Raw genomic sequence first — 23,510 nt, 5'->3', positions numbered from 1 at the left:
CATACAAGAAAAAAGCCGGAATTACTGAGCGCCAACTGTCGCCTTGATGGCCGCTATAAATTTCTCGCTCTGAGTAATATTACTGACAGTGGCTTCAAGTCCGTGGCGTGCCGAGGCCAGACGAATAAAACGTTCCATGCGGCGCGTTTCATGTTTGTTCCAGCGTACAGTGAAGGACAACACCCTGTTGTTGTCAATCCAGACATTGCTCGGTTTCAAGAATATGAAATCGCCCAGCGCCAGTTTTGGTAGACCTGGGTGTCCATTCGCATCTGCCCCAGTGAACTGCACCAGTAGCGGTGTACCGTTCTGCAGCCAAGTGTTGTTTTCAATCGCATCGCAGAAAATGGAACAGGTTGACCAAGTCAAACCGCTGTAGCGAACCATGAATGCCAAGCGCGATTCTTCAAAACTGTCTGTTACATCCGAACCTACCGCAGCCAGATCCTCAGGTTTAACTTTGAGTGACAACAGCTCTTGTTCAAGCGCACTGTAGGCTACGCTGGCCCTGATCTGGTCTGGGATAGGTTTCACCTGCAGCCAGTGAAACAAGCAGTAAGACCTTGTCAAACGCTCTGCAATCGAACTCATCGTGAACTCCTGTTAAAACAACCTGCAATGTCACATTAATACTGCAAATCAGAACTTTTAGATTCATTGCCTCGGTTTGAGAAAACTCATTCTTGGCATCTCAATCTCTAAGTGTGTAAATTTGCAACAAAGTTTCACAGTCATCAACGCTCGAAGTTCAAATTCGATGACATCACCTTAATAGGGTGATTATCAGGCTGCTTTTTCCTGCTGCTTGATATTCTGATCATTGTTCTTGCCAGTGTGTTCCGCGACGAATTGTGGCAAAAGGTCAACCCATTCAGGGTTTAATGACTCAATCAACAACAGGCGCATGTCTCTGGGCCAGTTGCGTACCCGCCTTAGCCGGGCAACAAACTTGTCGTAATCATTCCAGACCTCAAAGTACACCAGACGGTCAAGGCGGTGATAGTGCGCGTAATCCCTGCGCACGCCCGCATGGTGTTCATTCATCCTTGTGTACAGGCAAAGCGTATCGCCCAGATACAGCGGGCCATTGGGCTTGCTGTTGGACAAAATGTAAAGCCAGTACTTCTCTTGTTTGCTGTTGCTGTTGGGCAACCCGTTGTCCTTGTTCATGCTCAATTCTTCCTCCACGCCAATCGGGTTAAAGATTGATAAATCAATGTAAGTAAAATACATACGGATTGTATGTTCATTGCGATGGGGGAGTGATTAATTCTCCCTCTTAATGGGTGGGGGCATCGCTATTTTTGACGCCTATTCGGTGTTAGTATAGTTGTGGAGAATTATTTATCTTACCAATCGCCATTCTCTAAATTTAATTTTTTATATATTTATCAAGGGCTTATATGCTTACAGCGATCCTTGTAGATGGGCCGTTTTTTATCCGGAGAATTCGTCAGATCTTTCCAAGTTCGGTTCACTACGATGCCAAAGTGATGGCCGATCTCGTCTGGCGTCTATCAGCCGCCCATTTATTTGAGCGAAATCAACCGAAACGCCATCTTTTCCGGATTTTCTTCTACGACACCCCCGTGTTCACTCAGCGTGTCACTCTGCCGGTATCCAAACAGCAAATTGATCTATCGAAATCTAAAGAAGGTCAGTTCAGGGTTGCTTTTCAAAAGCAGTTGCAGCGAAAACGAAAGTTGGCTGTCAAACTGGGTGAGGCGCGGGAAGCTGACCACTGGAAGCTGAATGAAGATGCACTCGCTGATCTGCTGGGTAAACGCATCACGGTTGACGAGCTGGCCGATGAAGATTTCACGCCCGATTCCTATCCCAAGGGTATTGAGCTTCGTATGGGTGTAGATCTGGCGTCCCTGGCCTACAAACGGCAGGTTCAGCAAGTTGTCCTGTTGACTGGCGACGGTGCCTTTTCCAGTGCGGCTGAACTTTTGCGTCACGAAGGGGTGGACGTGGTGCTAGACCCCATGTGGCAGAATATTTCTGAAGATTTGTTTTCTTACATTGATGGTTTGCGGTCGACTTGCCCGCCAGCCGACCGCGCGGCGGAGTTTCTCGCGAGGATAAGCTCGGACAACTACGAACACGAGGATGTGTCGGCCTAAAAAAAAGCCCATTGTCACAATGGGCTTTTTTCATTGCTGCTGACCTGTGCTTAATCGCCCATGCCTTCCGCGTAGAGATCGTTGATCCTGTCCTTGAACGCCTCCAGTACTTTGACTCTTTTTACTTTCAAGGTCGGTGTCAGGAGACCATTGTCGACTGTCCATGGATCTTGGGTGGTAATGATTCTGCGCACGCGAATGTAACGCGGCAGGTGCTGCAATCTTTCATTGGCTCGTTTGATCAGTTCCTTTTCATTGGAATTTGCAGTGACCGCGATCATGCCAATGAAGGGCTTGCCTTCACCGATCAGAACGATTTGCTCGAAAACTTCATCACCAACAATGGCCATTTCAGCATCTTGGGGCGAGAACTTTTCACCGTTGGAAAGCACCATGATGTCCTTGATCCGACCCCGAATATAAATTCGTTTGTCCTTGATCTCTGCAACATCACCTGTGTGCAGCCAGCCATCTTTGTCAATCACAGTGTTCGTAGCCTCTTCGTTTTGCCAGTAGCCCAGCATGATGTTCGGGCCCCTGGCCAACAACTCATCATTCTCGCCCAACTTCACTTCAACATTGGGAAGCGGTGCTCCAACAGATTCAGGCACATTGCCTTCGGGTCGGTTCACTGAAATAACCGGGCAGGCCTCGGTCATGCCATAACCATGAAGAATGGGCAGGCCCATGGCAATAAATGATTTGGCAATTGTGCTGTCCAGTGCGGCGCCGCCCACCACAGCCAGTCGCAATTTGCCGCCCAATCGCTCCAGAATGGGCTGAGCAACCTTGGCTCGTAGCAAAGGCAGCTGGAAGTGGTCAACTATGCCACCTTTGCCTTGTTCCATGCGCCAGCCCACATCCACCAGCTTTTCAAAGGCCTTGCGCTTGAACCGGGAGTCTTTGACCGAACTTTGAATGCGCCCGTAAAACTTCTCGAAAATTCGTGGCACTGCAAACAATACCGTGGGGGCCTGTTGGGCCAGGTCTTCGGGTAACTGGTTGATGCCGCGTGCGTAAATGACCTTGGCGCCCACACGCAGGGGGAGGTAATAGCCTCCTGTGCGTTCAAACATGTGCGACATGGGCAAAAATGACAAAAAGGTGTCTTCGGGTTTGGCAATGTCGAGCTGAAAGCAGCTGTCCACGTTTGATATCACGTTCCGGTGAGACAACATGACCCCTTTGGGGCGTCCCGAGGTTCCAGAGGTGTAACAAATGGTTGCCAGTGTGTTTTCTTCGAGATCTATCAACTCGAATGACTCAAGCTTCTTGTCCACGGCCTTGAGTGCCTGAAGGGCATTGTCAACGCCATCTGCGCTTTTGTCGATATCCGATTTCAGGGATAACACGCGTGTATCGGTGAGCCCTTCTTTCAACAGGTTGCGGGCAATCCTGTCGTTCTCGGCCAGCACTACCCTGGATTGGGAGTTTTGAATACAGTAGGCAATGTTGCTGGCATTGTCGTCCACGTATAAGGGAACGGATACCAAACCCATGGCCACTGCAGCTTGGTCAAAGGCAACCCAGTGCACGCTGTTTTTCAGGCAAATGGCGACTCTGTCCCCGGGCTGCAGGCCAATTGATCGGAAGTAAGCCTGCCAGCTGCGGGCAAGGTCAATCATTTCCCGGGCTTTGAAGTCAACCCACTCGTTGTCGATGAATTGTCGGTAAAGGACACGATTGGGGGTGTCCTCATGCTGAAACAAAAAAGTGGCGATGTTCGCCATAAGTAGGTCTCCCGAGTCTCTGTTTTTATTGAATTGCCCGTAGTTTACTGAACTGCCACCGCGCTGATAAGAACACTTCTTCTACTTTTGCGATGTGCTTTCTGCGTGTCCTTGAACAGAGACATCTTTGTTCATTTCAATTGTGATGCCATCTGTCTACCACGTTCGTGTTAGGACATTTCAAGGATACCTCAGCTTGCATGACCTTGAGTATTCTTGAGCTTGCCGGAACGTTTGGACTGCGAGAAACCATGATCATTTCACTGTTTGACAGATTGATTTCAAAGCACAGGCTTGTCAAAGCACTCGGATTGCTGCTTTGCTCACTGTTTTACAGTGCGGGTCATGGGTTTGAAATAGGCAATCCTGCGGGTCTCCAGCAAATAGGTAAAAGGCTGGATCTGCAAAGCAACGTGACGGGGATACCTGAGGGTACCGAGTCCCAATTGCGATCAACCTGTCTCAAAGCCCGGGCACGACCAGCTGGTCGGGAAGGGGTGGATGCGTTTGAAGGTCAAGGCAATGACGATCTGCATGTCGATTTTGTACCCACCATTCGCCAGGGCGGCGTCATTCAGTTCAGATCAAGTGCAGCTGTAGATGATGCATTGGTTGAGCTTGAATTGATTTCAGATTGCCCCTTGCTGGCTTTTAGAAGCAGCTGGATGCTGATCATGGAGCCTGAGCAGGCCAGGTTTGCCCGTGCACAGGCGAATATGCCCGAACCAGATGGCAGCACCGCATTTGACCTGCGCAATTCATCGCTGTTGAAGGCTTCACGCGTTGTTCCAAAGCGCGCAACGCTGGCCGTAGCCTCACCCATTCAGCCTGAGCCACAAGTGCAGAGTACACCTGCGCATGTTGAGCAGGGCACGCCCGCCAACGTTGAAACGAGTGATTCGCAAACAATCGGGGTTGAGGAAGAGCCTGTTCAGCTTGCTGCAATTGATCCCGGCTTTTCCGAGCAGGGTTTGATTGAAAGCAGGCCGTCTCAAGTCTCGCCCGAGATTGCGTTGCCCGATGAACACGGCGCCCTGTGGATGGGTTTTGACCCCACATCACCTGCAATCTGGGTATTTCTGGTGTCCATGGCCATGTTGCTGGTGGTCACATTCGCATTCGGCAAGTCTCAATTGAAACAATTTCGGGCTTCAAAAACCCAAGTGATCAAGGTGGAGCCGTCTCGGACATCTGCACAAGTGTTGTTCAAGGAATATTCTGAGCACCCGGATATGGATAACCATGTGGTAACCGATACTTCTGAGCCCACCCCAGCCTATACGCAGGACCGTGTGCTGGAAAGTCTCATGGGTTCAGAGGGCCAGGATTCAGACGTGTCGTATGACAGTTTGAAACCCGTGAACAACCTCGAAGTCACTGATACACAAAGCCGAACTTCCTTGAGTGTTTGTCTTGAACTGATCAACAAGGCAGATATTCGGATGTGGAATTTGCCCGAGGCCTACCAGGGGTTGGTTGCAACGCGCAACAAATCCCTGGATTTGCACCGAACAGTTGATGCGCTTTTACTTCGGTGCCAGGTGGGTTTGGTGGAACTTGCCTTTCAAGAAGCCAGAAAGAACAGGTGTTTGCCCGATGAAGTGGCCCAAGAGTTGTTAACAGTGGTGATCGGAAAGCATGAATTTGACCTGGATGCATCCCCCGCACTGTGCGTACCGGATGTGGTTAAAAGTCATGTCAGGGCCAAGATGTGCGAAATTTCCGGTGCAGAAAAACGAACCCTTCTGCAGGAAAATCTGGTCAACTTGAACACGCAGGTTTCCAATCCGGGTTTGTGCTTCAGCTCAAATGCCTGGCGTGAGTTCTTGAGCGAAGAGGGCATTCTGGAATAGAAAAACGGGGCGGCATGACAAAAAGTCACCAGTGCACTTGGGCACTGGATGGCTTTAGACTCCCAATGCTTCTTCCAGCGATTCGATCTCGACCATTGCATTCAGCAACTCGTTTTCCGCCAGCTCAAGGCGGGCTGCAATTGCGTTGCGTTCTTCATGTTGCGACGCGGCTTTTTTTGCAGAATCGGGGTTGCTGTAATCACAGCCAGCCAGCGAGGCATCCAGCCCGATCAGTTTAGGTCGATCGACCTCAATTTGTTTCTCGAGCTTTTTTACCTGGTTGTTCAGTTGCTTCAAGCGTTGGCTGACCTGTTGGCGATCCACTGGTGGGGCTGCTTGCTCCACTTTGGCGGGCGCTGCCTTGCCACCATTCTGTTTGTTTTTCTGGTTTTCTGCGCTGGTTTCCTTACGCAGCAGTTCTGCGTAATCGTCCAGATCACCATCAAATTCCGTGACTGCACCCTGATGCACACGCCAGAAACGGTCCGTGATGGATTCCAGCAAGTGCCTGTCGTGGGAAACCATAACCAAAGCACCTTCAAACTCCAGCAAACTGCTGGCCAAGGCCTGGCGTGTGGCGATGTCCAAGTGATTGGTGGGTTCGTCCAGCAAGAGCAGGTTAGGGCGCTTGTAGGCCAGTAGCGCAAGCGCCAGGCGTGATTTTTCTCCGCCCGAAAAACTGCCTACCAACTGGCGCACCTTGTCGTCGCGGAAATGGTAGCGGGCCAGGAATTCGCGTGCCTTCTGTTCCGACATCTGCCGTTCAAGCCGGGACATGTGCTGCAGTGGCGTGGCATTCATGTCCAGCGATTCGATTTGGTCTTGCGCGAAGTACCCGTACACAAGACCTTTGCCTTCAACCCGGTCACCACCCAGCATGTTCAGTTCGCCAACCAGTGTTTTCACCAGAGTGGTTTTGCCGTTGCCGTTCGCACCCAACAGGCCAATTCGGTCGCCTGGTCGAAGTTCAAGGCTGATGCTTTTCAGGATGGGCGCCGCGTTTGCATAGCCGCAGTCGCTGCGGTTTAGAACCACCAAGGGGTCGGGGCTTTTGTGGGGCTCCATGAACGGAATGGACACATGCGGTTCGACCTGCAGTGTTTCAATCAATTTGATTTTTTCCAAGCGCTTGACCCGGCTTTGTGCCTGCTTGGCTTTGCTCGCCTTGGCCTTGAAACGATCCACAAACTTTTGCAGCTTTTCCATTTCGCCAGCAGCCTTTTTATTGGCTTGGCTGACCTGGTCGGCCCGTTCGGCGAATGCGCGCTCAAACGCAGAATATCCACCGGTGTACTTGGTCAGTTTTTCATTGTTCAAATGTACGGTGTGGGTGCACACTTCGTCGAGAAAATCGCGGTCGTGTGAAACCAGAATCACCGTGCTGTTGACCTGTTTGATCCATTGTTCAAGCCAAACCACTGCTTCAATGTCCAGGTGGTTGGTCGGTTCGTCCAGCAGAATAAGGTCAGCACGAGAACCTAGTACCTTGGCCAGGTTCAGGCGCATCTTCCAGCCGCCGGAAAACTCGCCTACCTTGCGTTGCAAATCTTCAGTTTTAAAACCCAAACCATGCAGAATGGTGGCCACACGGGCTTCTGCGGTGTAGCCATCCAGATTTTCAAGTTCTTCGTACAGGTGACCCAGCTGCTCCATGTCACCGCTTTCTTCCACGGCGTGAATTTTCTGGCGGATGTCGTGCAAGGCCCTGTCACCTTCAAGCGCAAAATCAATCACGGTGAGGTGGTTGGCGGTAACTTCCTGATCAATCCAGGACAGTCGCCAAACTTTGGGCAAGTCAATGCTGCCCTGGTCGATGGGCAGTTCGCCCAGAAGTGCACTGAGGAAGCTTGATTTGCCGGCGCCGTTGTGGCCAATCAGACCGACCTTTTCCCCGGGAAAGAGGGTCAGTTCCGAATTGGTCAAAATGGGCTTGCTGCCCCTTGCAATGCTGAGGTTGTTGATTTGAATCATGGGAAAGGATTAGACCAAGTCTTCTTTGTTGAGCAAAAACACCTGTTCGTCACCTGCCGAGGTTTCAAGCCAAATGGGATTTAAATGCGGAAAAGCGGCTTCAAAATGCAATCGTTCATTGCCCAGTTCGACCACCAGAAATCCACCGTCTTTCAAGTGTTTTGGGGCTTGGGTCAAAATGTCCTGAATCAGATCCATACCGCTGTCTCCTCCTGCGAGAGCCATGCGAGGCTCATGCAGGTATTCAGGAGGAAGCTTTTTCATCGACGCTTCATTCACATACGGTGGATTGGTCAGAATGAAGTCGTATTGCTTGCCATTCAGGCTAGTGAACAGATCCGATTCAATGGCATGCACGCGGTGTTTCATGTCGTGCAACTGAATGTTCTCGCGGGCCACAGCCAATGCGTCCGTGGACAAATCGACTGCATCCACCTCGGCATTTTCGAAAACATGCGCAGCCAGAATGGCCAGGCAACCAGAACCCGTGCACATGTCGAGAATGTCAAAAGGCATTTCGGGCGCATTCACCCAAGGGGTCAGTTGGTCAGCGAGCAATTCTGCAATGAATGAACGGGGAATGATGACCCGTTCGTCCACTTTGAATGCGTGACCTTGCAGCCATGCTTCACCCGTGATGTAACTGGCTGGCTTGCGGTCAATGACACGTTGATTGATGAACCGAACCAGGCGTGTTGCTTCATTCGCAGTCACACGGGCATCCCAGAAAGGGCCAAGATCGCCGACAGGTAGATTAAGTGCTGACTGCACCATGTAAATGGCTTCATCAAATGCGTTGGTCGATCCATGCCCGAAAAAAGCATGCCCGCGGCGCATTTCTGACACAAAAAACCGCACCCAGTCTCGCACGGTGTGCAGCTCTTTGGGATCGACTGCAAGGTGCGCGGATTGGTCTTGACTCATGAATTGTCCTTGGTGAAATCGATTTGCCCGATGCTGAGTTGACCATTGTGATCAACCACCGGGCGCTTGATAAGGCTGGGGTACTCAAGCAGCAGCGCTTTTGCACCTTCTGGCGATTGCGCCTTGTTTTGCAGGCCTTCGTCCAGGCTGCGCCAGGTGGTTCCCTTTCGATTGATGACTTTGTCCAAGCCGAATGCGTCAATCCACTCATCAAGAAGTTGAGGGGGTACGCCATGCTTCTTGAAATCATGGAAAAGAACTTCAATTTGGTTCTCTTTCAGCGAAGCAATGGCTTTTTTAACGCTGGAGCAATTCGGTATTCCGTAAACCTTGGCAGTCATCCTGTCGAGTTCTCCTTAATCTGCGTTGCGCAGCAATTCATTGATGCCGGTTTTGGCGCGTGTTTTGGCGTCCACTCGCTTGACGATAACTGCACAATACAGGCTGTATTTGCCACAGGCACTGGGCAATGAGCCGCTGACCACAACTGAACCGGCCGGGATGCGACCGTAAGTCACTTCGCCTGTTTCACGATTGAAAATCTTGGTGCTTTGGCCCAAGTAAACGCCCATGGAAATGACCGAGTTTTCTTCCACGATCACGCCTTCCACCACTTCGGAACGTGCGCCAATAAAGCAGTTGTCTTCAATGATGGTGGGGTTGGCTTGCAGGGGTTCCAGCACGCCGCCAATGCCCACACCGCCGCTCAGGTGAACGTTCTTGCCGATTTGCGCGCACGAACCCACGGTGGCCCAGGTGTCAACCATGGTGCCTTCATCCACATAGGCGCCGATGTTCACGTAACTAGGCATCAGTACTACGTTTTTGGCAATGAAGCTGCCACGGCGTGCAACGGCGGGTGGTACCACGCGGAAACCGCCTTTCTTGAAATCTTCTTCGGTGTAATCCACGAACTTGGTGGGCACCTTGTCGTAAAACTGCGTGAAGCCACCGGCAGCCATGGGCTTGTTGTCTTCCAGGCGGAAAGAGAGCAACACGGCTTTTTTGATCCACTGGTGTGTGATCCATTCGCCATTGTCTTTGGAACACACGCGAAGTTCGCCGGTGTTCAGTTTTTCAAGCACGTCACCGACTGCTGCGCGAACATCGGCAGGCGCAGAAGAAGGGGAGATGTCTGCACGGTTTTCCCAGGCGGCTTCGATGATGGATTGGTGATTTGTTGTCATGATAGGTTCCTGTGTCAGAGACTGTTTCTAATTAGATGTGCGATTCGTTTTGCGGCTTCATTGCACTCATCCAGGCTGGCGACCAGCGCAATGCGCACGTGATTTGTGCCAGGGTTCTGTCCCCCGGCTTCCCGGCCCAGAAAGCTTCCGGGCAACAGGGTAACATGGGCTTGTTCAAACAGCGTTTTTGCAAACTCGGTGTCACTGCGGCCAAGGTCTGCCCAAAAGTAGAAGCCGGCTGGTGGTATGTGCAGATCAAGCGTGCCTTGCAAAATGGCTTGGAAAGACTTGAATTTTTCAGTGTACAAGCGACGGTTTTCAATCACATGTTCTTCATCATTCCAGGCCGCGACGCTGGCCATTTGAATGGTCGCTGACATGGCCGAACCATGATAGGTGCGATAGCGCAAAAAGGCCTTGATCAGGTCCGCGTCGCCCGCTACGTAACCTGAGCGCAATCCCGGTGCGTTTGACCGTTTGGACAGGCTGGAAAATACAACCAGGTTGTTGTAGTCGGACCGCCCCAAGCGACTTGCTGCTTCCAGGCCGCCGATCGGAGCCTCTGTACCATCCAGATAGATCTCCGAATAGCATTCATCAGATGCAATCACGATATTGTATTCGTCGGCGAGATCAAACAGCTTTTGCCAGTCTTCCAACGTGTAAACAGCACCAGTCGGGTTGTTCGGTGAACACACGTACATCAGCCTGGTTTTTGCCAACACGTCCGGGCTTAAGTTGTGAAAGTCGGGCAGACCGGTGGTGGCATCAATATTGACAAAAACCGGGCTGGCACCGCCCAGGAATGTTGCACCTTCGTAAATCTGATAAAACGGGTTCGGGAAGGCCACGTGGCTACCCGCCTCGCACCCATCCAACACCACCTGCGCAAAGGAAAACAGCGCTTCGCGTGAGCCCAGGATAGGCAACACCTGCGTTTCGGCATCCACTTGTGCATCAAAACGGCGAAGAATCCAGTCCGCAATTGCCTTGCGCAGAACAGGCAGCCCCTGTGTCCCGGGGTACACCGCCAAACCGTCCAGGTTGTCGATCAATGCCTGTTTTATCAACGCGGGTGTCGGATGTTTGGGCTCGCCAATTGACAAATTGACGTGTTCAAGACCGCCAGTGTGCTTGGCACCCGCGAACAGTGTCCGCAGGCGCTCGAAGGGGTAGGGCTGTAGTTTGTCGAGATTTTTCAATGGTGTCACCGGAATTGCTGTTTTGCCGCGCGCTTTTTAGCCACGAGTGGGGTTCATCGTGGAAATCTGGTCCAGCTCCACCTTGGGCAAGGGTTGAAAGTTGGCATGGCGGTGTTCGGCCACCACCGTGGTGTATACACCACCCCGTACATACCACTTGGCAGTCAGTTTCATGTAGCGCGGGTCTGTGGCTGCAACCAGGTCGTCCAGGATCTTGTTGGTGACGGCTTCATGAAAGGCGCCTTCTTCCCGGTAACTCCACATGTACATCTTCAGGCTTTTCAATTCCACATTCTTTTGATTGGGCAGGTAGTCAATCACCAGGGTTGCGAAGTCCGGTTGCCCGGTCAAAGGGCAAAGACAGGTGAATTCAGGCACTTCAATGTGCACGTGGTAGGGGCGGTCCGGGTTTGGATTTGGAAAAGTCTGTAAATCGCGGCTGGGTTTGTTACTCATGCTTCTCTCTCTGGCCGGCGGGGCGAAGGCCCTCATGGCGTTAACAACTGAATCATCCTGCCAACTAAGGGCTGGAGCCCGGCGTAAAGCTCAAAGGCTTTGCTATTATAAGGTCAGCGGGTTTTCAAGATCCCGTGGGTTGAAGTTTTTATTCGTTCTATTGGTCTCATTTCCACCTCATCGTGCGATTAACACACATTCGTTTAGCGGGCTTTAAGTCATTTGTCGAGCCGACGTCCTTTGCCGTGCCCAGCAATCTGGTTGGCGTGGTGGGTCCGAATGGCTGTGGAAAATCAAACATCATTGATGCCGTGCGCTGGGTCTTGGGCGAATCCAAGGCCTCGGAATTGCGCGGTGAATCCATGCAGGACGTGATCTTCAATGGCTCGACCAACCGAAAAGCCGCTTCGCGTGCCAGTGTGGAACTGGTATTCGACAATGCGGAGGGGCGCGCAGGTGGCAGCTGGAATCAGTACGCCGAAATTTCCGTCAAGCGCGTGTTGACCCGCGACGGAGCGTCCACCTATTACATCAACCAGCAGGCAGTTCGTCGCCGCGACGTTCAGGATATTTTCCTGGGTACCGGCTTGGGACCACGCGCCTACGCGATTATCGGGCAAGGCATGATCGCCCGAATTATTGAAGCCCGCCCGGAAGAATTGCGCATTTTCCTAGAAGAAGCTGCTGGCGTATCAAAGTACAAGGAACGCCGCCGTGAAACTGGTAACCGCTTGGCCGACACACGCGACAACCTGACCCGTATTGAAGATATCCTCCGCGAATTGACCAGCCAGATCGAACGGTTGGAGCAACAGGCGAAGGTCGCCCGTCAATTCAAGGAACTTGAAGAAGCCAAAAATACCAAGCAGCGCCTGCTGTGGTACATCCGCTATGCTGAATCGCTGGAACAGAAAAACACCGGTCAGGCCAAACTTGAGCGGGCCAAGGCCGAGCTCGAAGCCATTCAAAGCAAGTCGGTGAGCACCCAGACCGAGCTTTTCTCGATTCGGGAAAAGCAGGTGGACGCCCAGCAGCAGCTTGAAAATGATCAAAGTCAGTGGATTGAAGCCAACCGCCAGGTTAGTCGGCTTGAAGCGGATTTGCGCGTGATGGCTGAATCCAGAACGCGATTGGCGGCCCGTGTCGCCGAACTCGAGCTGGAAATTCAAAACTGGACTTTGCGCGAAGAGGACGCCAAGGCGCGCCTTGATGAAATCAGCGGATCCAGCGAGGAGCAGCAGGCCGAGCTTGAAGAGCGGTTTATCGCACTGGAGGAAGCTGAACTGGCCGTGGAGCCTGTGGAGCAGGCCCTCCAGGCAGCCCGGTTTGCCGTGGATCAGAAACGTGCCGGCGTGATGAAGATTCAGCAGGAATTGAGCCAGGTTTCATCTCAGCAAGAGGCTGCAAGCCGAGCCGAGAACACCATTCAGGTCAAGCTTGATCGTCTGGATGCAGAGCGCAAGCAAATCGCGGCCCCTTCAATTCATGAATTGGATCAGCTGGTTTCTCGGGTGCAGTCACTGGAAACCGAGTTGATAGAGGCCACGTCTACCCAGACGGAGTTGGAGGGCAAGCTGACGTCAAGCGGCCTAGAACTTGAACAAGTGCAGCTTGTATTTAACAGTGAACGTGACAAGCACGCCAACGCGCAAGCGCAATTGCATGCGCTTGAAAAGCTGAATGAACAACTGGCAGAAAGTGCAGAACTGAAGCCCTGGATAGCCAGCACTGGCCTTGGGGAAACGCCCCGCCTGCTGGGAAAGTTGCAGGTGGAGCGGGGTTGGGAACGAGCGCTTGAATCTGCATTGCGTGAATCACTGGACAGTTTCCAGGTTCGAACACTGGACATCGTGGAAGGCTTTGCCAGACAGCCTCCCCCTGCGCGAGTGGCTTTTCTGGAGTCGGCGACACCAGCTGCAGCTATTCCTGTAGGGCCAGATGATTTGGCCAGCCTGGTACGGAGCTCAGATTCTTCCATACAGCAATCCATTGTTCAGCTTTTGTCGGGTTATCTTTTGGCGCCCGATTTGCCCACAGCGCTTGCCAAACGCAAAAGCCTGAAGCCGGGGCAGCGTATTTTCACTCCTCAAGGCCATTGCGTCAGCGCCTCCGGCGTGTCCTTTTATGCTGCGGACAACGCCCAAAGTGGAAGGCTTGAGAGGCAGCAGCAGATTGACGCATTGAGAACCGAAGTACGCGCATTGGAAATGCTGAAGAACGAGTCCATGACCAAACGCGATCAGCTCCAGTTGCGAACCGGCGAACTGAAGGCCAATGCGGTGCAAGCACGTGCCTTGGTGGAAAGTTTGACCAAACGGCAGCATGAGGCTCAGGTACAGTTGATTCGTCTGCAAGAACAGCAGAGCAGGGCAGACAGTCGTCGGGAACAAATCGGACTGGACTTGGCCTTGTTGGAAAGCGAACTCGAAGAGCAGCGTGCAATTCTTTTGGAGTCGGAAGACAAATACGCTGCACTTGACGAGCAGCTTGCTGTGTCCAGCGATGCGCTGGAAGCACAGAAAGACCGCGTGACCGAGGCGGAACAATTGCTTCGCGACAAGCAGGCCCAGGTTCAAAATGCGATGCGAAAGAAACAGGACATTGAGTTCGCGATCCGCAACCAGGAATCAAGGCAACGAGAATGCGAGCGGGACATTGCTTTTGCCAACACGCAGATACAGCAGATTCTGCAACGCAAGCAGCTTGCCGTGAATGAGCTGGATGGCTTGTCTGAAGTTGAAGGGCAGGAAGCCCTGCAAGCGGCCCTCGAAGATCGGGTAATCGCAGAGGAAAAAGTTGCTGTGTCACGAGATGCACTAGAGCAGATCATGAGCAAGGTTTCCGAGCTTGAGCGTGCCGAGAAGGAAAGCGACAAGCTGGCAGATCCACTTCGGGATGTTGTCCAGGATCTTGCATTGAAAATTCAGGCTGCTGAACTGACTATCGAGCAGTATAAAAACCTGCTGGACGAAGTGCAGGCCGATGTAGATGACTTGGGACGCCAATTGTTGGCGATGGATATTCCACCCAAGGCTTCGGTTTTGCAAGCAGAGGTTACCCGCCTCACCAATGCCATGCAGGAGCTGGGAGCGGTTAACCTTGCGGCGCTTGAAGAACTGGCGGCTGCCTCAGAAAGGAAGTCTTTTCTCGACATGCAGGCCGGCGACCTTATGGAAGCCATGGAAACCCTTGAGGACGCGATTCGCAAGATCGACAAGGAAACCCGGGAATTGCTCTCGGAAACTTTTGGTGTGGTCAACGGTCACTTTTCACGACTGTTCCCCAAATTGTTTGGTGGCGGGGAAGCGCGATTGGTCATGACCGGGGACGAAATCCTGGATGCCGGTGTTCAGGTTTTTGCTCAGCCCCCTGGCAAGAAAAACGGCACCATTCACCTTTTGTCGGGTGGTGAAAAAGCGCTCACCGCCACAGCCCTGGTTTTTGCAATATTCGAATTGAATCCAGCACCGTTCTGCTTGCTTGACGAAGTAGATGCGCCGCTGGATGACGCAAACACCGAGCGCTTTACGCGTTTGGTCAAACAAATGTCTGAACAAACCCAGTTTTTGTTCATTTCTCACAATAAAATCGCCATGGAAATGGCGCAGCAGTTGATTGGCGTCACGATGCAGGAAAAAGGTGTGTCTCGCATTGTGGCTGTGGACTTGGCTGCTGCTGAAAAAATGGCAACGGAAACCGTATGAACGATTTACAACTAACTTTGCTGATCGTGGGTGGTGGAGGCATTGCCGCCATGATTGTTTACAACTGGTGGCAGGATTATCGACTGCGCAAGCAGGCAAAGGAACGTTTTGGTGAGTCCGATCAAGACCCTTTGTTGAACGTGGGGCACGGTAACACGAGCTACCAAAGAACTGAACCTGGATTCGAATCGGATGCCCTTGAGTCTTCTGATCTGCACGACACCACAAGTCATCTGAACCACCCAGAGCATGATTCATCTGATTTCAGTTTGAAGAATGTTCCACAACAACCAATAGACAAGCGCATCTTCGCCGATTTTATTGTTCAGTTTGAGGAAGGCAAAGACGCAAACACTTGGAAAGCCTTGACGGATGGACTGGAACAGATCAATCGAAAACGGATTGTTTACTCGGTCAGTCCCGAGAGCTTTGGTACAGCCAGCGAGTCATTCTGGTTCAAGGCCAGTCCGTATGCGGGCACAGCCCGATCATTGAAAGCAAGCGTGCAGATTGCCAATCGCAAAGGGCCACTGAGCTCTATCGAGTTTTCAGAGGTTCTGGGCAAATTGAAGCGATTCGCTGACGATCACAATGCAGACCTTGAGTTTCCGGAAATGAAAGAAGTGGTCGCCAAAGCTGAAACGCTGGATCAAGCGGCCGCAGCGCTAGATACCCTGCTGGGTCTTCACTGTCTGCTGCCGGACACAGTTCAGGAAAGCACGGCTGTGGACATGTTAAATCAGGCCGGTTGGGTTCAAAAAGGGCATCAGTGGTTTCTGTCTGATGAGACAGGTTTGCTCGCCAGCATGGTGATTCACAACGCGCCGGGCAAGCGCCTGCTCAGTTTCAATATTGATGTCCCCAATTCACCAGAGCCCGTAAAAGCTTTGGGGGATATTGTGACGGTGTGTCACGGCATGAATGAAAAATTTGGTGCCCCGCTCATGGATGATTCTGGCAGAACCCTCAGCACACAGGCCATTGAAGGCATCTACAATCAGCTCATTGAGCGCGTCAGGAACCTGACCGACTCCGGCTTCAAACCTGGTACCCCGGTTGCACGCATCTTGTTTTCATGATCAACCTAGACTTGTTTGATGACGGCGGGGAAGAGGGTACTTCAGCCGATGCATCCGTAGAGGGTCCCAAGCAAGAAATGCGGCGATTGATCGAGCTTCTGGAGCGTTGGGAATATGCCTATTACGTTCTTGACGCGCCTGAAGTTCCCGATTCGGAATTTGATCAGGTCTACCGCACGCTTCAGAAGCTTGAAGAAGACCATCCAACGCTAATCCAGGCTGACTCACCCACACAACGGGTAGGTGGAAAGCCATCCGATGGTTTTTTACAGGTCAGGCATAGGGTTCCCATGCTTTCCCTCGGCAATGCCTTTGAAGACAGCGATGTACTTGCTTTTGACCGCAGGGTTAAGGAGTTGGCTGATTTGCCTGCCGATGCCATCGTTGGTTATACAACAGATCCGAAATTCGATGGTTTGGCCATTTCCATTCACTATCAGGATGGCAGGTTTGTGCAGGCTGTGACTCGAGGTGATGGCACCGTGGGCGAAGACGTTTCGGCCAATGTCAAAACCATTCGAAGCTTGCCACTCAGGTTGAAAGGCGATCGAATTCCTGCCAGTCTGGAGGTTCGCGGTGAAATCTTCATGTTCAAGAAAGATTTCGCAATGATGAACCAGCGCCAAGCCGAACTGGGCCTGAAAGTGTTTGCCAATCCGCGCAATGCCGCAGCAGGCACAATTCGGCAACTGGATCCAAAAATTGCAGCCAGTCGACCCTTGCGGTTTTATTGTTACGGCGCAGCGCTTGATCGCGAACAACTGCGTGATCTGAAAACCCAATCGGCTCTCATGAAATGGCTGGGTGATATGGGTTTACCGATTTCAACACTTAGTCAAACTGCGCAAGGTGCGCAAGGCCTGTTGAATTTCTATAGGCAGGTCGGCGAGAGTCGCACTGAATTGCCGTTTGAAATCGATGGTGTCGTTTACAAAGTGGATTCGTTTGATCTTCAAGACCAGCTCGGTTATGTCGCCAAGGCACCGCGGTTCGCAGTGGCCCACAAATTTCCACCGGATGAGGTGCTTAGTCGTCTGCAAAACATTGAGGTACAGGTGGGTCGAACTGGCTCAATTACGCCGGTGGCCAAATTGGAGCCTGTCAAAGTCGGCGGTGTGGTGGTGTCTTCGGCTACTTTGCACAATCTGGATGAAATTCAGCGAAAAGATTTGCGCGTAGGCGATCAGGTACTGGTCCGCCGCGCAGGTGATGTCATCCCAGAGGTCTTGCCATTTTCTGGCAATGTTCGCAGTGCAAGCAGTATTCCTTTTGTCATGCCCACCCATTGCCCAGTTTGCAATTCACTTGTACAGAAGGAAGAGGGCGAGTCTGCCTTTCGTTGTACTGGTGGGCTGGTTTGCCAGGCGCAGTTGACACAATCCATCATTCATTTTTCTCATCGGCGCGCAATTGACATTGAGGGCTTGGGCAGCAAACTGGTTGAGGTGCTCGTAAGCAGGCAGTGGGTCAAAACGCCGGCTGACTTGTTTCGCCTTCAATTTGAAGATTTGGTTCAACTTGAGCGAATGGGGGAGAAATCTGCTCAAAACTTGCTCGATAGCATCCACAAAGCCAAGCACACAACATTTGGTCGATTCTTGTTTGCGCTTGGAATTCGTCATGTGGGCGAAGCCACTGCACGTGACCTGGCCCTTCATTTTCGTGATGTCAACAAGTTGATGTCAGCCAGCGTTGACCAGCTACTGGAAGTCAACGACGTAGGCCCGGTTGTGGCCGAATCAATTCGCCAGTTTTTCAACGAACCTGCCAATCAGGATGTGGTGCACGAGTTGATAACGCTCGGTGTCTGCTGGCCTGAAGACCAAGTGAAAGAAACTGATGTTACCCATCCTTTTTTCCAAAAGACATTTGTGTTAACAGGCAGTTTGAGTCAGTTCAGCCGAGATGAAGCAAGTGCACTGATACTGGCTCGTGGGGGCAAAGTGGCGGGCTCAGTGTCCAAGAAAACCGATTTTGTACTGGCTGGCGAGTCTGCCGGAAGCAAACTCGACAAAGCAGCCAGCCTTGGCATTACCATTCTGGATGAACAAACATTTCAGGGTATGCTTTAGCATAAATTAACACTAATTTTCTATTTCTTTATTGTCGAGAGCAAACCAATGAGCAGAGTCAGAAAGGCAGTATTTCCAGTTGCAGGCATGGGTACCCGTTTTTTGCCGGCCACCAAGGCCAGTCCCAAAGAAATGATGCCAGTGGTAGACAAGCCACTGATTCAATATGCGGTTGAGGAAGCGCTTGAGGCAGGTTTGACTGAACTGGTTTTCATCACCGGTCGAAGCAAGCGGGCCATTGAGGATCATTTCGACAAAGCCTATGAACTGGAAGCAGAGCTTCAGGCCAGGGGCAAAAGTGCCTTACTTGAGCTCGTAAAGAACATCGTTCCCAGCCATGTCAACTGCATTTACATTCGCCAGATGGAGCCTTTGGGATTAGGGCATGCGGTGTTGTGCGCTGAGCCTGTTGTGGGTGCCGAACCATTTGCTGTCCTTCTCGCTGATGATTTGATGGACGTTGACAAGGGCACGCCGTCGGTGACACATCAAATGGTCAAGGTCTTCGAGCGCGAGCACGCCAGCGTTTTGGCTGTTCAAGAGGTGCCTCTGGAGGACACCAAATCTTACGGTATTGTGTCCAGCACTCCCTGGAACAACAGGTCAGAGCGCGTCAACGCCATTGTTGAAAAACCGGAACCCAAGGACGCGCCGACCAACCTGGCTGTCGTTGGTCGTTATGTGCTCAATTCGCAAATCTTTGACCACATTCGAAAAACAGGCAAGGGTGCCGGTGGTGAAATCCAGTTGACTGATGGCATTGCATCCTTGCTGGAAGATCAACCCGTGCTGGCTTATCGTTTTAACGGAACACGTTTTGATTGCGGATCCAAAATAGGCTACTTGAAAGCCACGGTTGAACTGGGCTTAAAGCATCACGAGGTGAGTGCGGAGTTCTCCGATTACTTGAAGAACAGAGGCTAAGCGATGTATGCAGTGTTGGGTGGCAGCGGTTTAAGTCAACTTCCCGGTTTCGAAGTGACGCAACGCAAGGTTCAGCGCACACCTTACGGTGAGCCTTCCGGTGCGCTCACGATCGGCCGGCTTGCTGGCCGTGAGGTTGTTTTTCTCGCTAGGCACGGTTATGGCCACACGATTGCTCCGCATGAGATCAACTACAGGGCGAATATCTGGGCCCTGTCGCAGCTTGAAATAGACGGTATTTTGTCGGTGGCGTCCGTAGGCGGAATTCGTCCTGACTGGAAGCCTGGCCAGTTGGTGGTTCCTGATCAAATTCTTGACTACACACATGGCCGTGCTGCGACATTTTTTGAGGGCGATAGTCAGGCTGTGCAGCACATTGATTTCACCTGGCCTTATGACTCATCGTTAAGAGCGGCCCTTTGTCTGGCGGCCGATGCGGTGGGTGAGCAGGTGGCGCAAGGTGGATGTTATGCATGCACACAAGGCCCCAGGCTGGAAACAGCCGCAGAAATCAAGCGCCTGGCCAGAGACGGGGCAGACATTGTGGGCATGACCGGAATGCCTGAGGCCTCCCTGGCACGTGAAATGGAAATACCCTACGTTCACCTTGCCTTGGTGGTGAATCAAGCCGCAGGGGTGGGTGACAGTGCCAAGGAAATTTCCCACGCTCAAATCAGTACAACCGTTCAGGAAGGCATGGGCAGGGTAATGGGCATCATCAAGTCGATGGTTCAGCTGCAAGACGAATAATTCGCCTTGCAGCCAAGTCCCAGCAGTGCTGTCAAATGGACAACAGTTCCAGCAGGTCTGTTTCCAGTTGAATTTGCAGTTTTTGTGAGTTCAATGACTGGCCATAGAGCAGGAAACTGTCTTCGGCCCGTTCTCCCAAAGTCATGATTTTCGCGGTTTGCACACTGACCTTGTACTGTGCAAGCAACTTGGTGATTGAATACAGCAAACCGGTTCGATCTGTGGCTGAAATGGTCAGCAGATACTGGTTTCCTTTTTCATCGGGCATCAGATCAACTGTGGGGCGAACCGGAAAGTGACGAGATTGCCTGGACATGCGTCCAAACACAGGGGCCTCAAGTGGCAGGCGCTTGACCAGCCTGTCTTGAAGTTCTGCTTCAAGCAGGGACAGCGTTTCCCGATAAAATTCGGTTCCACTGTCATGTTGAATCAAAAACGAATCCAGGGCATAACCATGCAGGGTCGTGTGAATTTTCGCATCCAGAATACTTAGATTTTTGGAGTCAAAATATCCGCAAATTCGGGCAAACAGGTCCATTTCGTCGCGGGTGTACACCAGCAGCTCAAGACCTTCGCCGATGGGAGACAGGCGGGCCTTCACGATCGGTTGTTCTGCATTGACCCGCCAATACAAATGTCGACTGTGCCAGGCAATGTCACTCGCACCTTGGCGCAGAAAATATGACACATCCAGCTGCGCCCACAACTTGTCCTGAACATTGTCCGAAAGCGCATAAAGTCTCAGGATACGTTTGGCTTCAGCCTGTTGCTCTGCCAGCATTTGACGACGGTTGGGTGCCTCACCGCCTAGAAACTTCAAGCTCAGCCGGTAAAGGTCTTCCAGGAGCTTGCCCTTCCAGGCATTCCATACCTTTGGACTGGTGCCCCGAATATCAGCCACGGTTAAAAGATACAACGCGGTCAAGTTTCTCGGGGTTTTCACAATCTCTGCAAATTCCCGAATCACATCGGAGTCCGAGAGGTCCTTCTTTTGTGCCGTGTTGGACATGGTCAAATGGTGTTTGACCAAAAAAGCAACCAGATCGGTGTTTTCCTGATTCAAGCCGTGTTCTTTGCAAAACTTGCGCGCATCCACTTCGCCCAACACGCTGTGGTCACCGCCCCGGCCTTTGGCTACGTCATGAAACAATGCCGCAAGGTACAGCAACCAATGGTCATCAAAGTTGGCCATCAACTGGCTGCAATACGGATACTCGTGGGCGTGTTCTGCCATCGTGAAACGACGCAGGTTCCGCACCACGGTCATGATGTGCTGATCCACGGTGTATACGTGAAAGAGGTCGTGCTGCATCTGACCAACGATTTTTCGGAATACGGGCAAGTATCGACCAAGAACGCTCATCTCGTTCATCCGCCGCAATTCATGAACGATCCCGCGAGGTTGTTTGAAAAACTCGATGAAAAGCGCTTTGTTGGCAGGGTCTTTTCTGAACTGGCTATTGATCTTGACCCTGTCATGCCAAAGTTGGCGCAAGGTGCGCGCACTCATGCCCTTTAATCGCGGATTCTGCTGCATGACGATAAACGCGCGAAGCATGGCTGAAGGATTCCGCGTGAACACAGCGTTGTCCCGGATGTCCAGCAAGGAGTCGGTTTCCTGAAACTCATCGTCGATTGGAACTGGTGCCGAGTTTGAACCAAAAATGGAAAGCTCAATGTTCTGCAACAGAATGGTGTTCAGTTGCATGACGGCTTTGGCTGCGAGGTAGTACTTCTGCATCAATTGTTCACTGGATCGCCTGCCAGTTGTAGCCTGGTAACCCAGTGACTCGGCCAATTGGGTTTGTACGTCGTAAACCAGCCTGTCTTCCCTTCGCCCGGTTGTTACATGAAGCTGATATCGTATCCTCTTGAGCGTGCGTTCATTGTTGCGCAGCTTTGCGGCTTCAAAAGGTGTGATCAATCCCTGTTTCGCCATTTCTGCCCAGCTGTTGCCCAAGTTGGCAGCACGACTGACCCAGGAAATCACGTGCAGATCACGCAGGCCACCTGGGCTTTCCTTGCAATTCGGCTCAAGGCTGTAGGGTGTTTCATGGTACTTGGCATGTCGCTGCCGAAGTTCAAGTGTTTTCTTGCGAAAAAAGGTTTTTACATCCAGTATCTTTTGAAGATTGTCATTTAAATCGTTGAAATATTTGATATTTCCGAATAGAAGTCGGGCTTCAACAAGCGCAGTTTGCACGGTGATGTCTTTGGCGGCTTCTTCCACGCACTGAGCGGGTGTTCTCACGCTGTGCCCGATTTCCAAGCCGATGTCCCAACCAGAACCACAAAAGGTCTCCAGTTTTTCCGTGTTCTGTCCGTCTGGTTCACTGTCAATCAAAATCAGAACATCAACGTCAGAGAATGGAAACAACTCTCCACGCCCATAGCCTCCCACCGCTATCAAGGCGTAAGTCGCTGGCATATCCAGAGCCTTCCAAATGGAAAGTAGCGCATTATCAACAGCTTTACATCGTTTTCTTAAAGCCGTTTCTACCGAATTTGCCGGAGTGTCTTCAGTAAATGGTGTAAGCCATTGATGGGCCAAGGTTTTCAGCTCAGATTTAACAGTCGCTTTGAGCTTATTAAGGTCTGTTTGCGATGTCACGCTTTCCATTGGGCCAGAATCCGGAGTCAAGTCAGGCCGCCTGCGATTTCAAGCGGGGGTTTGCGGGAGTTCCACTGGACACCGTCAGTACTTCGTAGCCATCTGCCGTGACCAGCACAGTGTGTTCCCATTGTGCGGAAAGGCTGTGGTCCTTTGTGACGATGGTCCATCCATCCGGCATTTCCTTGATTTCGCGTTTTCCTGCATTCAGCATTGGCTCGATGGTGAAAATCATGCCTTCTATCAACTTGACCCCAGTGCCAGGACGTCCATAATGAAGGACTTGGGGTTCTTCGTGAAATTTGGTCCCAATGCCGTGACCGCAAAACTCTCGAACCACTGAGTAGCCAAAACCTTCTGCAAATTTTTGTATCGCTGCACCAACATCACCCAGTGTGGCGCCAGGCCTGACCTGCTCGATGCCTAGCCACATGGCTTCAAAAGTGATTTCACACAGGCGGCGTGCGGCCAGAGATCCTTCGCCCACGATGAACATTCGGCTGGTGTCGCCGTGGTAACCGTCTTTGATCACTGTGATGTCGATATTGATGATGTCGCCATTTTTCAGTTTCTTGGGTCCTGGTACACCGTGGCAAATCTGGTGATTGACCGAAGTACAAATGGATTTGGGGTAGGGGCTGTAACCCGGAGGCGCGTAGTTCAGCGGGGCGGGAATGGTATCCTGCACATTCACCATGAAATCGTGGCAAAGCTTGTCCAATTCCTCCGTGGTCACACCAGCCACCACATGTGGACCGATAAAATCCAGCACTTCTGAAGCCAGTCGGCCGGCTACACGCATTTTTTCAATGTCGTGCACATCTTTAATCACAATATTCATGGTTTTGTTAGGTTCCTGCTTGAGCTGAAGTATTTTAACCGAGTATAATCACTGGCTGCTCTGGGATCGAGTTTAACTTG

The 23,510-nt window shown here is 51.7% G+C and carries 18 protein-coding genes; 7 read left to right on the top strand and 11 right to left on the bottom strand.

The window, feature by feature from the left end; translation table 11 throughout:
* Positions 1-21 precede the first annotated feature (21 nt).
* Positions 22-591, bottom strand: a complete 570-nt coding sequence (locus RGQ30_RS08230; protein ID WP_130556375.1) for a hypothetical protein — start codon at positions 589-591, stop codon at positions 22-24.
* Positions 592-783: 192 nt separating this feature from the next.
* On the bottom strand, positions 784-1,170 hold the full coding sequence (locus RGQ30_RS08225; RefSeq protein WP_298217205.1) for a GIY-YIG nuclease family protein: 387 nt from the start codon (positions 1,168-1,170) through the stop codon (positions 784-786).
* A gap of 233 nt (positions 1,171-1,403) precedes the next feature.
* On the opposite strand from RGQ30_RS08225, the gene RGQ30_RS08220 reads away from it, so the two are divergent.
* Entirely contained in the window at positions 1,404-2,126 is a 723-nt protein-coding gene (locus RGQ30_RS08220) for an NYN domain-containing protein (RefSeq protein ID WP_130556377.1), read from the top strand.
* Between the two features lie 50 nt (positions 2,127-2,176).
* Here the strand turns inward: RGQ30_RS08220 and RGQ30_RS08215 are convergent, their stop codons facing one another.
* Complete coding sequence (locus RGQ30_RS08215) at positions 2,177-3,856, bottom strand: AMP-dependent synthetase/ligase (RefSeq protein WP_130556378.1); 1,680 nt, start codon at positions 3,854-3,856, stop codon at positions 2,177-2,179.
* 200 nt (positions 3,857-4,056) lie between these two features.
* Here RGQ30_RS08215 and RGQ30_RS08210 point away from each other — a divergent pair, with 200 nt between their 5' ends.
* Positions 4,057-5,709: a hypothetical protein gene (locus RGQ30_RS08210; RefSeq protein ID WP_130556379.1), complete on the top strand. Its 1,653-nt coding sequence runs from the start codon at positions 4,057-4,059 to the stop codon at positions 5,707-5,709.
* Positions 5,710-5,763: 54 nt separating this feature from the next.
* Here the strand turns inward: RGQ30_RS08210 and RGQ30_RS08205 are convergent, their stop codons facing one another.
* From RGQ30_RS08205 to queF, 6 genes are read right to left on the bottom strand one after another with little or no spacing between them, the layout of a single operon-like run.
* Positions 5,764-7,680, bottom strand: coding sequence for an ABC-F family ATP-binding cassette domain-containing protein (locus tag RGQ30_RS08205; protein ID WP_130556380.1), 1,917 nt, complete (start codon positions 7,678-7,680; stop codon positions 5,764-5,766).
* A 9-nt stretch (positions 7,681-7,689) separates the two neighbouring features.
* On the bottom strand, positions 7,690-8,604 hold the full coding sequence (gene prmB, locus RGQ30_RS08200) for a 50S ribosomal protein L3 N(5)-glutamine methyltransferase (RefSeq protein WP_130556381.1): 915 nt from the start codon (positions 8,602-8,604) through the stop codon (positions 7,690-7,692).
* Positions 8,601-8,945, bottom strand: a complete 345-nt coding sequence (locus RGQ30_RS08195) for a Spx/MgsR family RNA polymerase-binding regulatory protein (RefSeq protein ID WP_130556382.1) — start codon at positions 8,943-8,945, stop codon at positions 8,601-8,603. The genes prmB and RGQ30_RS08195 overlap by 4 nt, the downstream gene beginning before the upstream one ends.
* A 15-nt stretch (positions 8,946-8,960) precedes the next feature.
* The gene (gene dapD, locus RGQ30_RS08190; protein WP_130556383.1) at positions 8,961-9,791 is read right to left on the bottom strand and encodes a 2,3,4,5-tetrahydropyridine-2,6-dicarboxylate N-succinyltransferase; all 831 of its coding nucleotides are present in this window, start codon (positions 9,789-9,791) and stop codon (positions 8,961-8,963) included.
* Between the two features lie 14 nt (positions 9,792-9,805).
* Positions 9,806-11,002 carry a succinyldiaminopimelate transaminase gene (dapC, locus tag RGQ30_RS08185; RefSeq protein ID WP_130556384.1) on the bottom strand — a complete coding sequence of 399 codons (1,197 nt, stop codon included), beginning with the start codon at positions 11,000-11,002 and terminating at the stop codon, positions 9,806-9,808.
* Between the two features lie 27 nt (positions 11,003-11,029).
* Positions 11,030-11,449 carry a preQ(1) synthase gene (queF, locus tag RGQ30_RS08180; RefSeq protein ID WP_130556385.1) on the bottom strand — a complete coding sequence of 140 codons (420 nt, stop codon included), beginning with the start codon at positions 11,447-11,449 and terminating at the stop codon, positions 11,030-11,032.
* Positions 11,450-11,631: 182 nt separating this feature from the next.
* Here queF and smc point away from each other — a divergent pair, with 182 nt between their 5' ends.
* The 5 genes from smc to RGQ30_RS08155 are packed head-to-tail and all read left to right on the top strand — an operon-like array spanning position 11,632 to position 19,978.
* Entirely contained in the window at positions 11,632-15,153 is a 3,522-nt protein-coding gene (smc, locus tag RGQ30_RS08175; protein ID WP_338284329.1) for a chromosome segregation protein SMC, read from the top strand.
* Positions 15,150-16,232 carry a hypothetical protein gene (locus RGQ30_RS08170; protein WP_130556387.1) on the top strand — a complete coding sequence of 361 codons (1,083 nt, stop codon included), beginning with the start codon at positions 15,150-15,152 and terminating at the stop codon, positions 16,230-16,232. The genes smc and RGQ30_RS08170 overlap by 4 nt, the downstream gene beginning before the upstream one ends.
* Positions 16,229-18,304, top strand: a complete 2,076-nt coding sequence (gene ligA, locus RGQ30_RS08165; protein ID WP_130556388.1) for an NAD-dependent DNA ligase LigA — start codon at positions 16,229-16,231, stop codon at positions 18,302-18,304. The genes RGQ30_RS08170 and ligA overlap by 4 nt, the downstream gene beginning before the upstream one ends.
* A gap of 48 nt (positions 18,305-18,352) precedes the next feature.
* Entirely contained in the window at positions 18,353-19,228 is an 876-nt protein-coding gene (gene galU / locus RGQ30_RS08160) for a UTP--glucose-1-phosphate uridylyltransferase GalU (protein WP_130556389.1), read from the top strand.
* 3 nt (positions 19,229-19,231) lie between these two features.
* Positions 19,232-19,978, top strand: coding sequence for an S-methyl-5'-thioinosine phosphorylase (locus tag RGQ30_RS08155; RefSeq protein ID WP_130556390.1), 747 nt, complete (start codon positions 19,232-19,234; stop codon positions 19,976-19,978).
* 31 nt (positions 19,979-20,009) lie between these two features.
* Here the strand turns inward: RGQ30_RS08155 and RGQ30_RS08150 are convergent, their stop codons facing one another.
* Together RGQ30_RS08150 and map are read right to left on the bottom strand one after the other, a co-directional pair.
* Positions 20,010-22,598 carry a [protein-PII] uridylyltransferase gene (locus tag RGQ30_RS08150; protein WP_130556976.1) on the bottom strand — a complete coding sequence of 863 codons (2,589 nt, stop codon included), beginning with the start codon at positions 22,596-22,598 and terminating at the stop codon, positions 20,010-20,012.
* A 22-nt stretch (positions 22,599-22,620) separates the two neighbouring features.
* Positions 22,621-23,463 (bottom strand): type I methionyl aminopeptidase, encoded by an 843-nt coding sequence (gene map / locus RGQ30_RS08145; RefSeq protein ID WP_338284882.1) that lies wholly within the window; start codon positions 23,461-23,463, stop codon positions 22,621-22,623.
* Positions 23,464-23,510: the final 47 nt, after the last annotated feature.

Source organism: Limnobacter thiooxidans, assembly GCF_036323495.1.
GTDB classification, from domain to species: domain Bacteria; phylum Pseudomonadota; class Gammaproteobacteria; order Burkholderiales; family Burkholderiaceae_B; genus Limnobacter; species Limnobacter thiooxidans.
This window is presented reverse-complemented; position numbering and strand designations above follow the sequence as displayed.

Coding starts and splice junctions, on each gene's coding strand:
- RGQ30_RS08230 (WP_130556375.1), bottom strand. CDS start 591: ATGAGTTCGATTGCAGAGCGTTTGACAAGGTCTTACTGCTTGTTTCAC.
- RGQ30_RS08225 (WP_298217205.1), bottom strand. CDS start 1,170: ATGAACAAGGACAACGGGTTGCCCAACAGCAACAGCAAACAAGAGAAG.
- RGQ30_RS08220 (WP_130556377.1), top strand. CDS start 1,404: ATGCTTACAGCGATCCTTGTAGATGGGCCGTTTTTTATCCGGAGAATT.
- RGQ30_RS08215 (WP_130556378.1), bottom strand. CDS start 3,856: ATGGCGAACATCGCCACTTTTTTGTTTCAGCATGAGGACACCCCCAAT.
- RGQ30_RS08210 (WP_130556379.1), top strand. CDS start 4,057: ATGACCTTGAGTATTCTTGAGCTTGCCGGAACGTTTGGACTGCGAGAA.
- RGQ30_RS08205 (WP_130556380.1), bottom strand. CDS start 7,680: ATGATTCAAATCAACAACCTCAGCATTGCAAGGGGCAGCAAGCCCATT.
- prmB (WP_130556381.1), bottom strand. CDS start 8,604: ATGAGTCAAGACCAATCCGCGCACCTTGCAGTCGATCCCAAAGAGCTG.
- RGQ30_RS08195 (WP_130556382.1), bottom strand. CDS start 8,945: ATGACTGCCAAGGTTTACGGAATACCGAATTGCTCCAGCGTTAAAAAA.
- dapD (WP_130556383.1), bottom strand. CDS start 9,791: ATGACAACAAATCACCAATCCATCATCGAAGCCGCCTGGGAAAACCGT.
- queF (WP_130556385.1), bottom strand. CDS start 11,449: ATGAGTAACAAACCCAGCCGCGATTTACAGACTTTTCCAAATCCAAAC.
- RGQ30_RS08170 (WP_130556387.1), top strand. CDS start 15,150: ATGAACGATTTACAACTAACTTTGCTGATCGTGGGTGGTGGAGGCATT.
- ligA (WP_130556388.1), top strand. CDS start 16,229: ATGATCAACCTAGACTTGTTTGATGACGGCGGGGAAGAGGGTACTTCA.
- galU (WP_130556389.1), top strand. CDS start 18,353: ATGAGCAGAGTCAGAAAGGCAGTATTTCCAGTTGCAGGCATGGGTACC.
- RGQ30_RS08155 (WP_130556390.1), top strand. CDS start 19,232: ATGTATGCAGTGTTGGGTGGCAGCGGTTTAAGTCAACTTCCCGGTTTC.
- RGQ30_RS08150 (WP_130556976.1), bottom strand. CDS start 22,598: ATGGAAAGCGTGACATCGCAAACAGACCTTAATAAGCTCAAAGCGACT.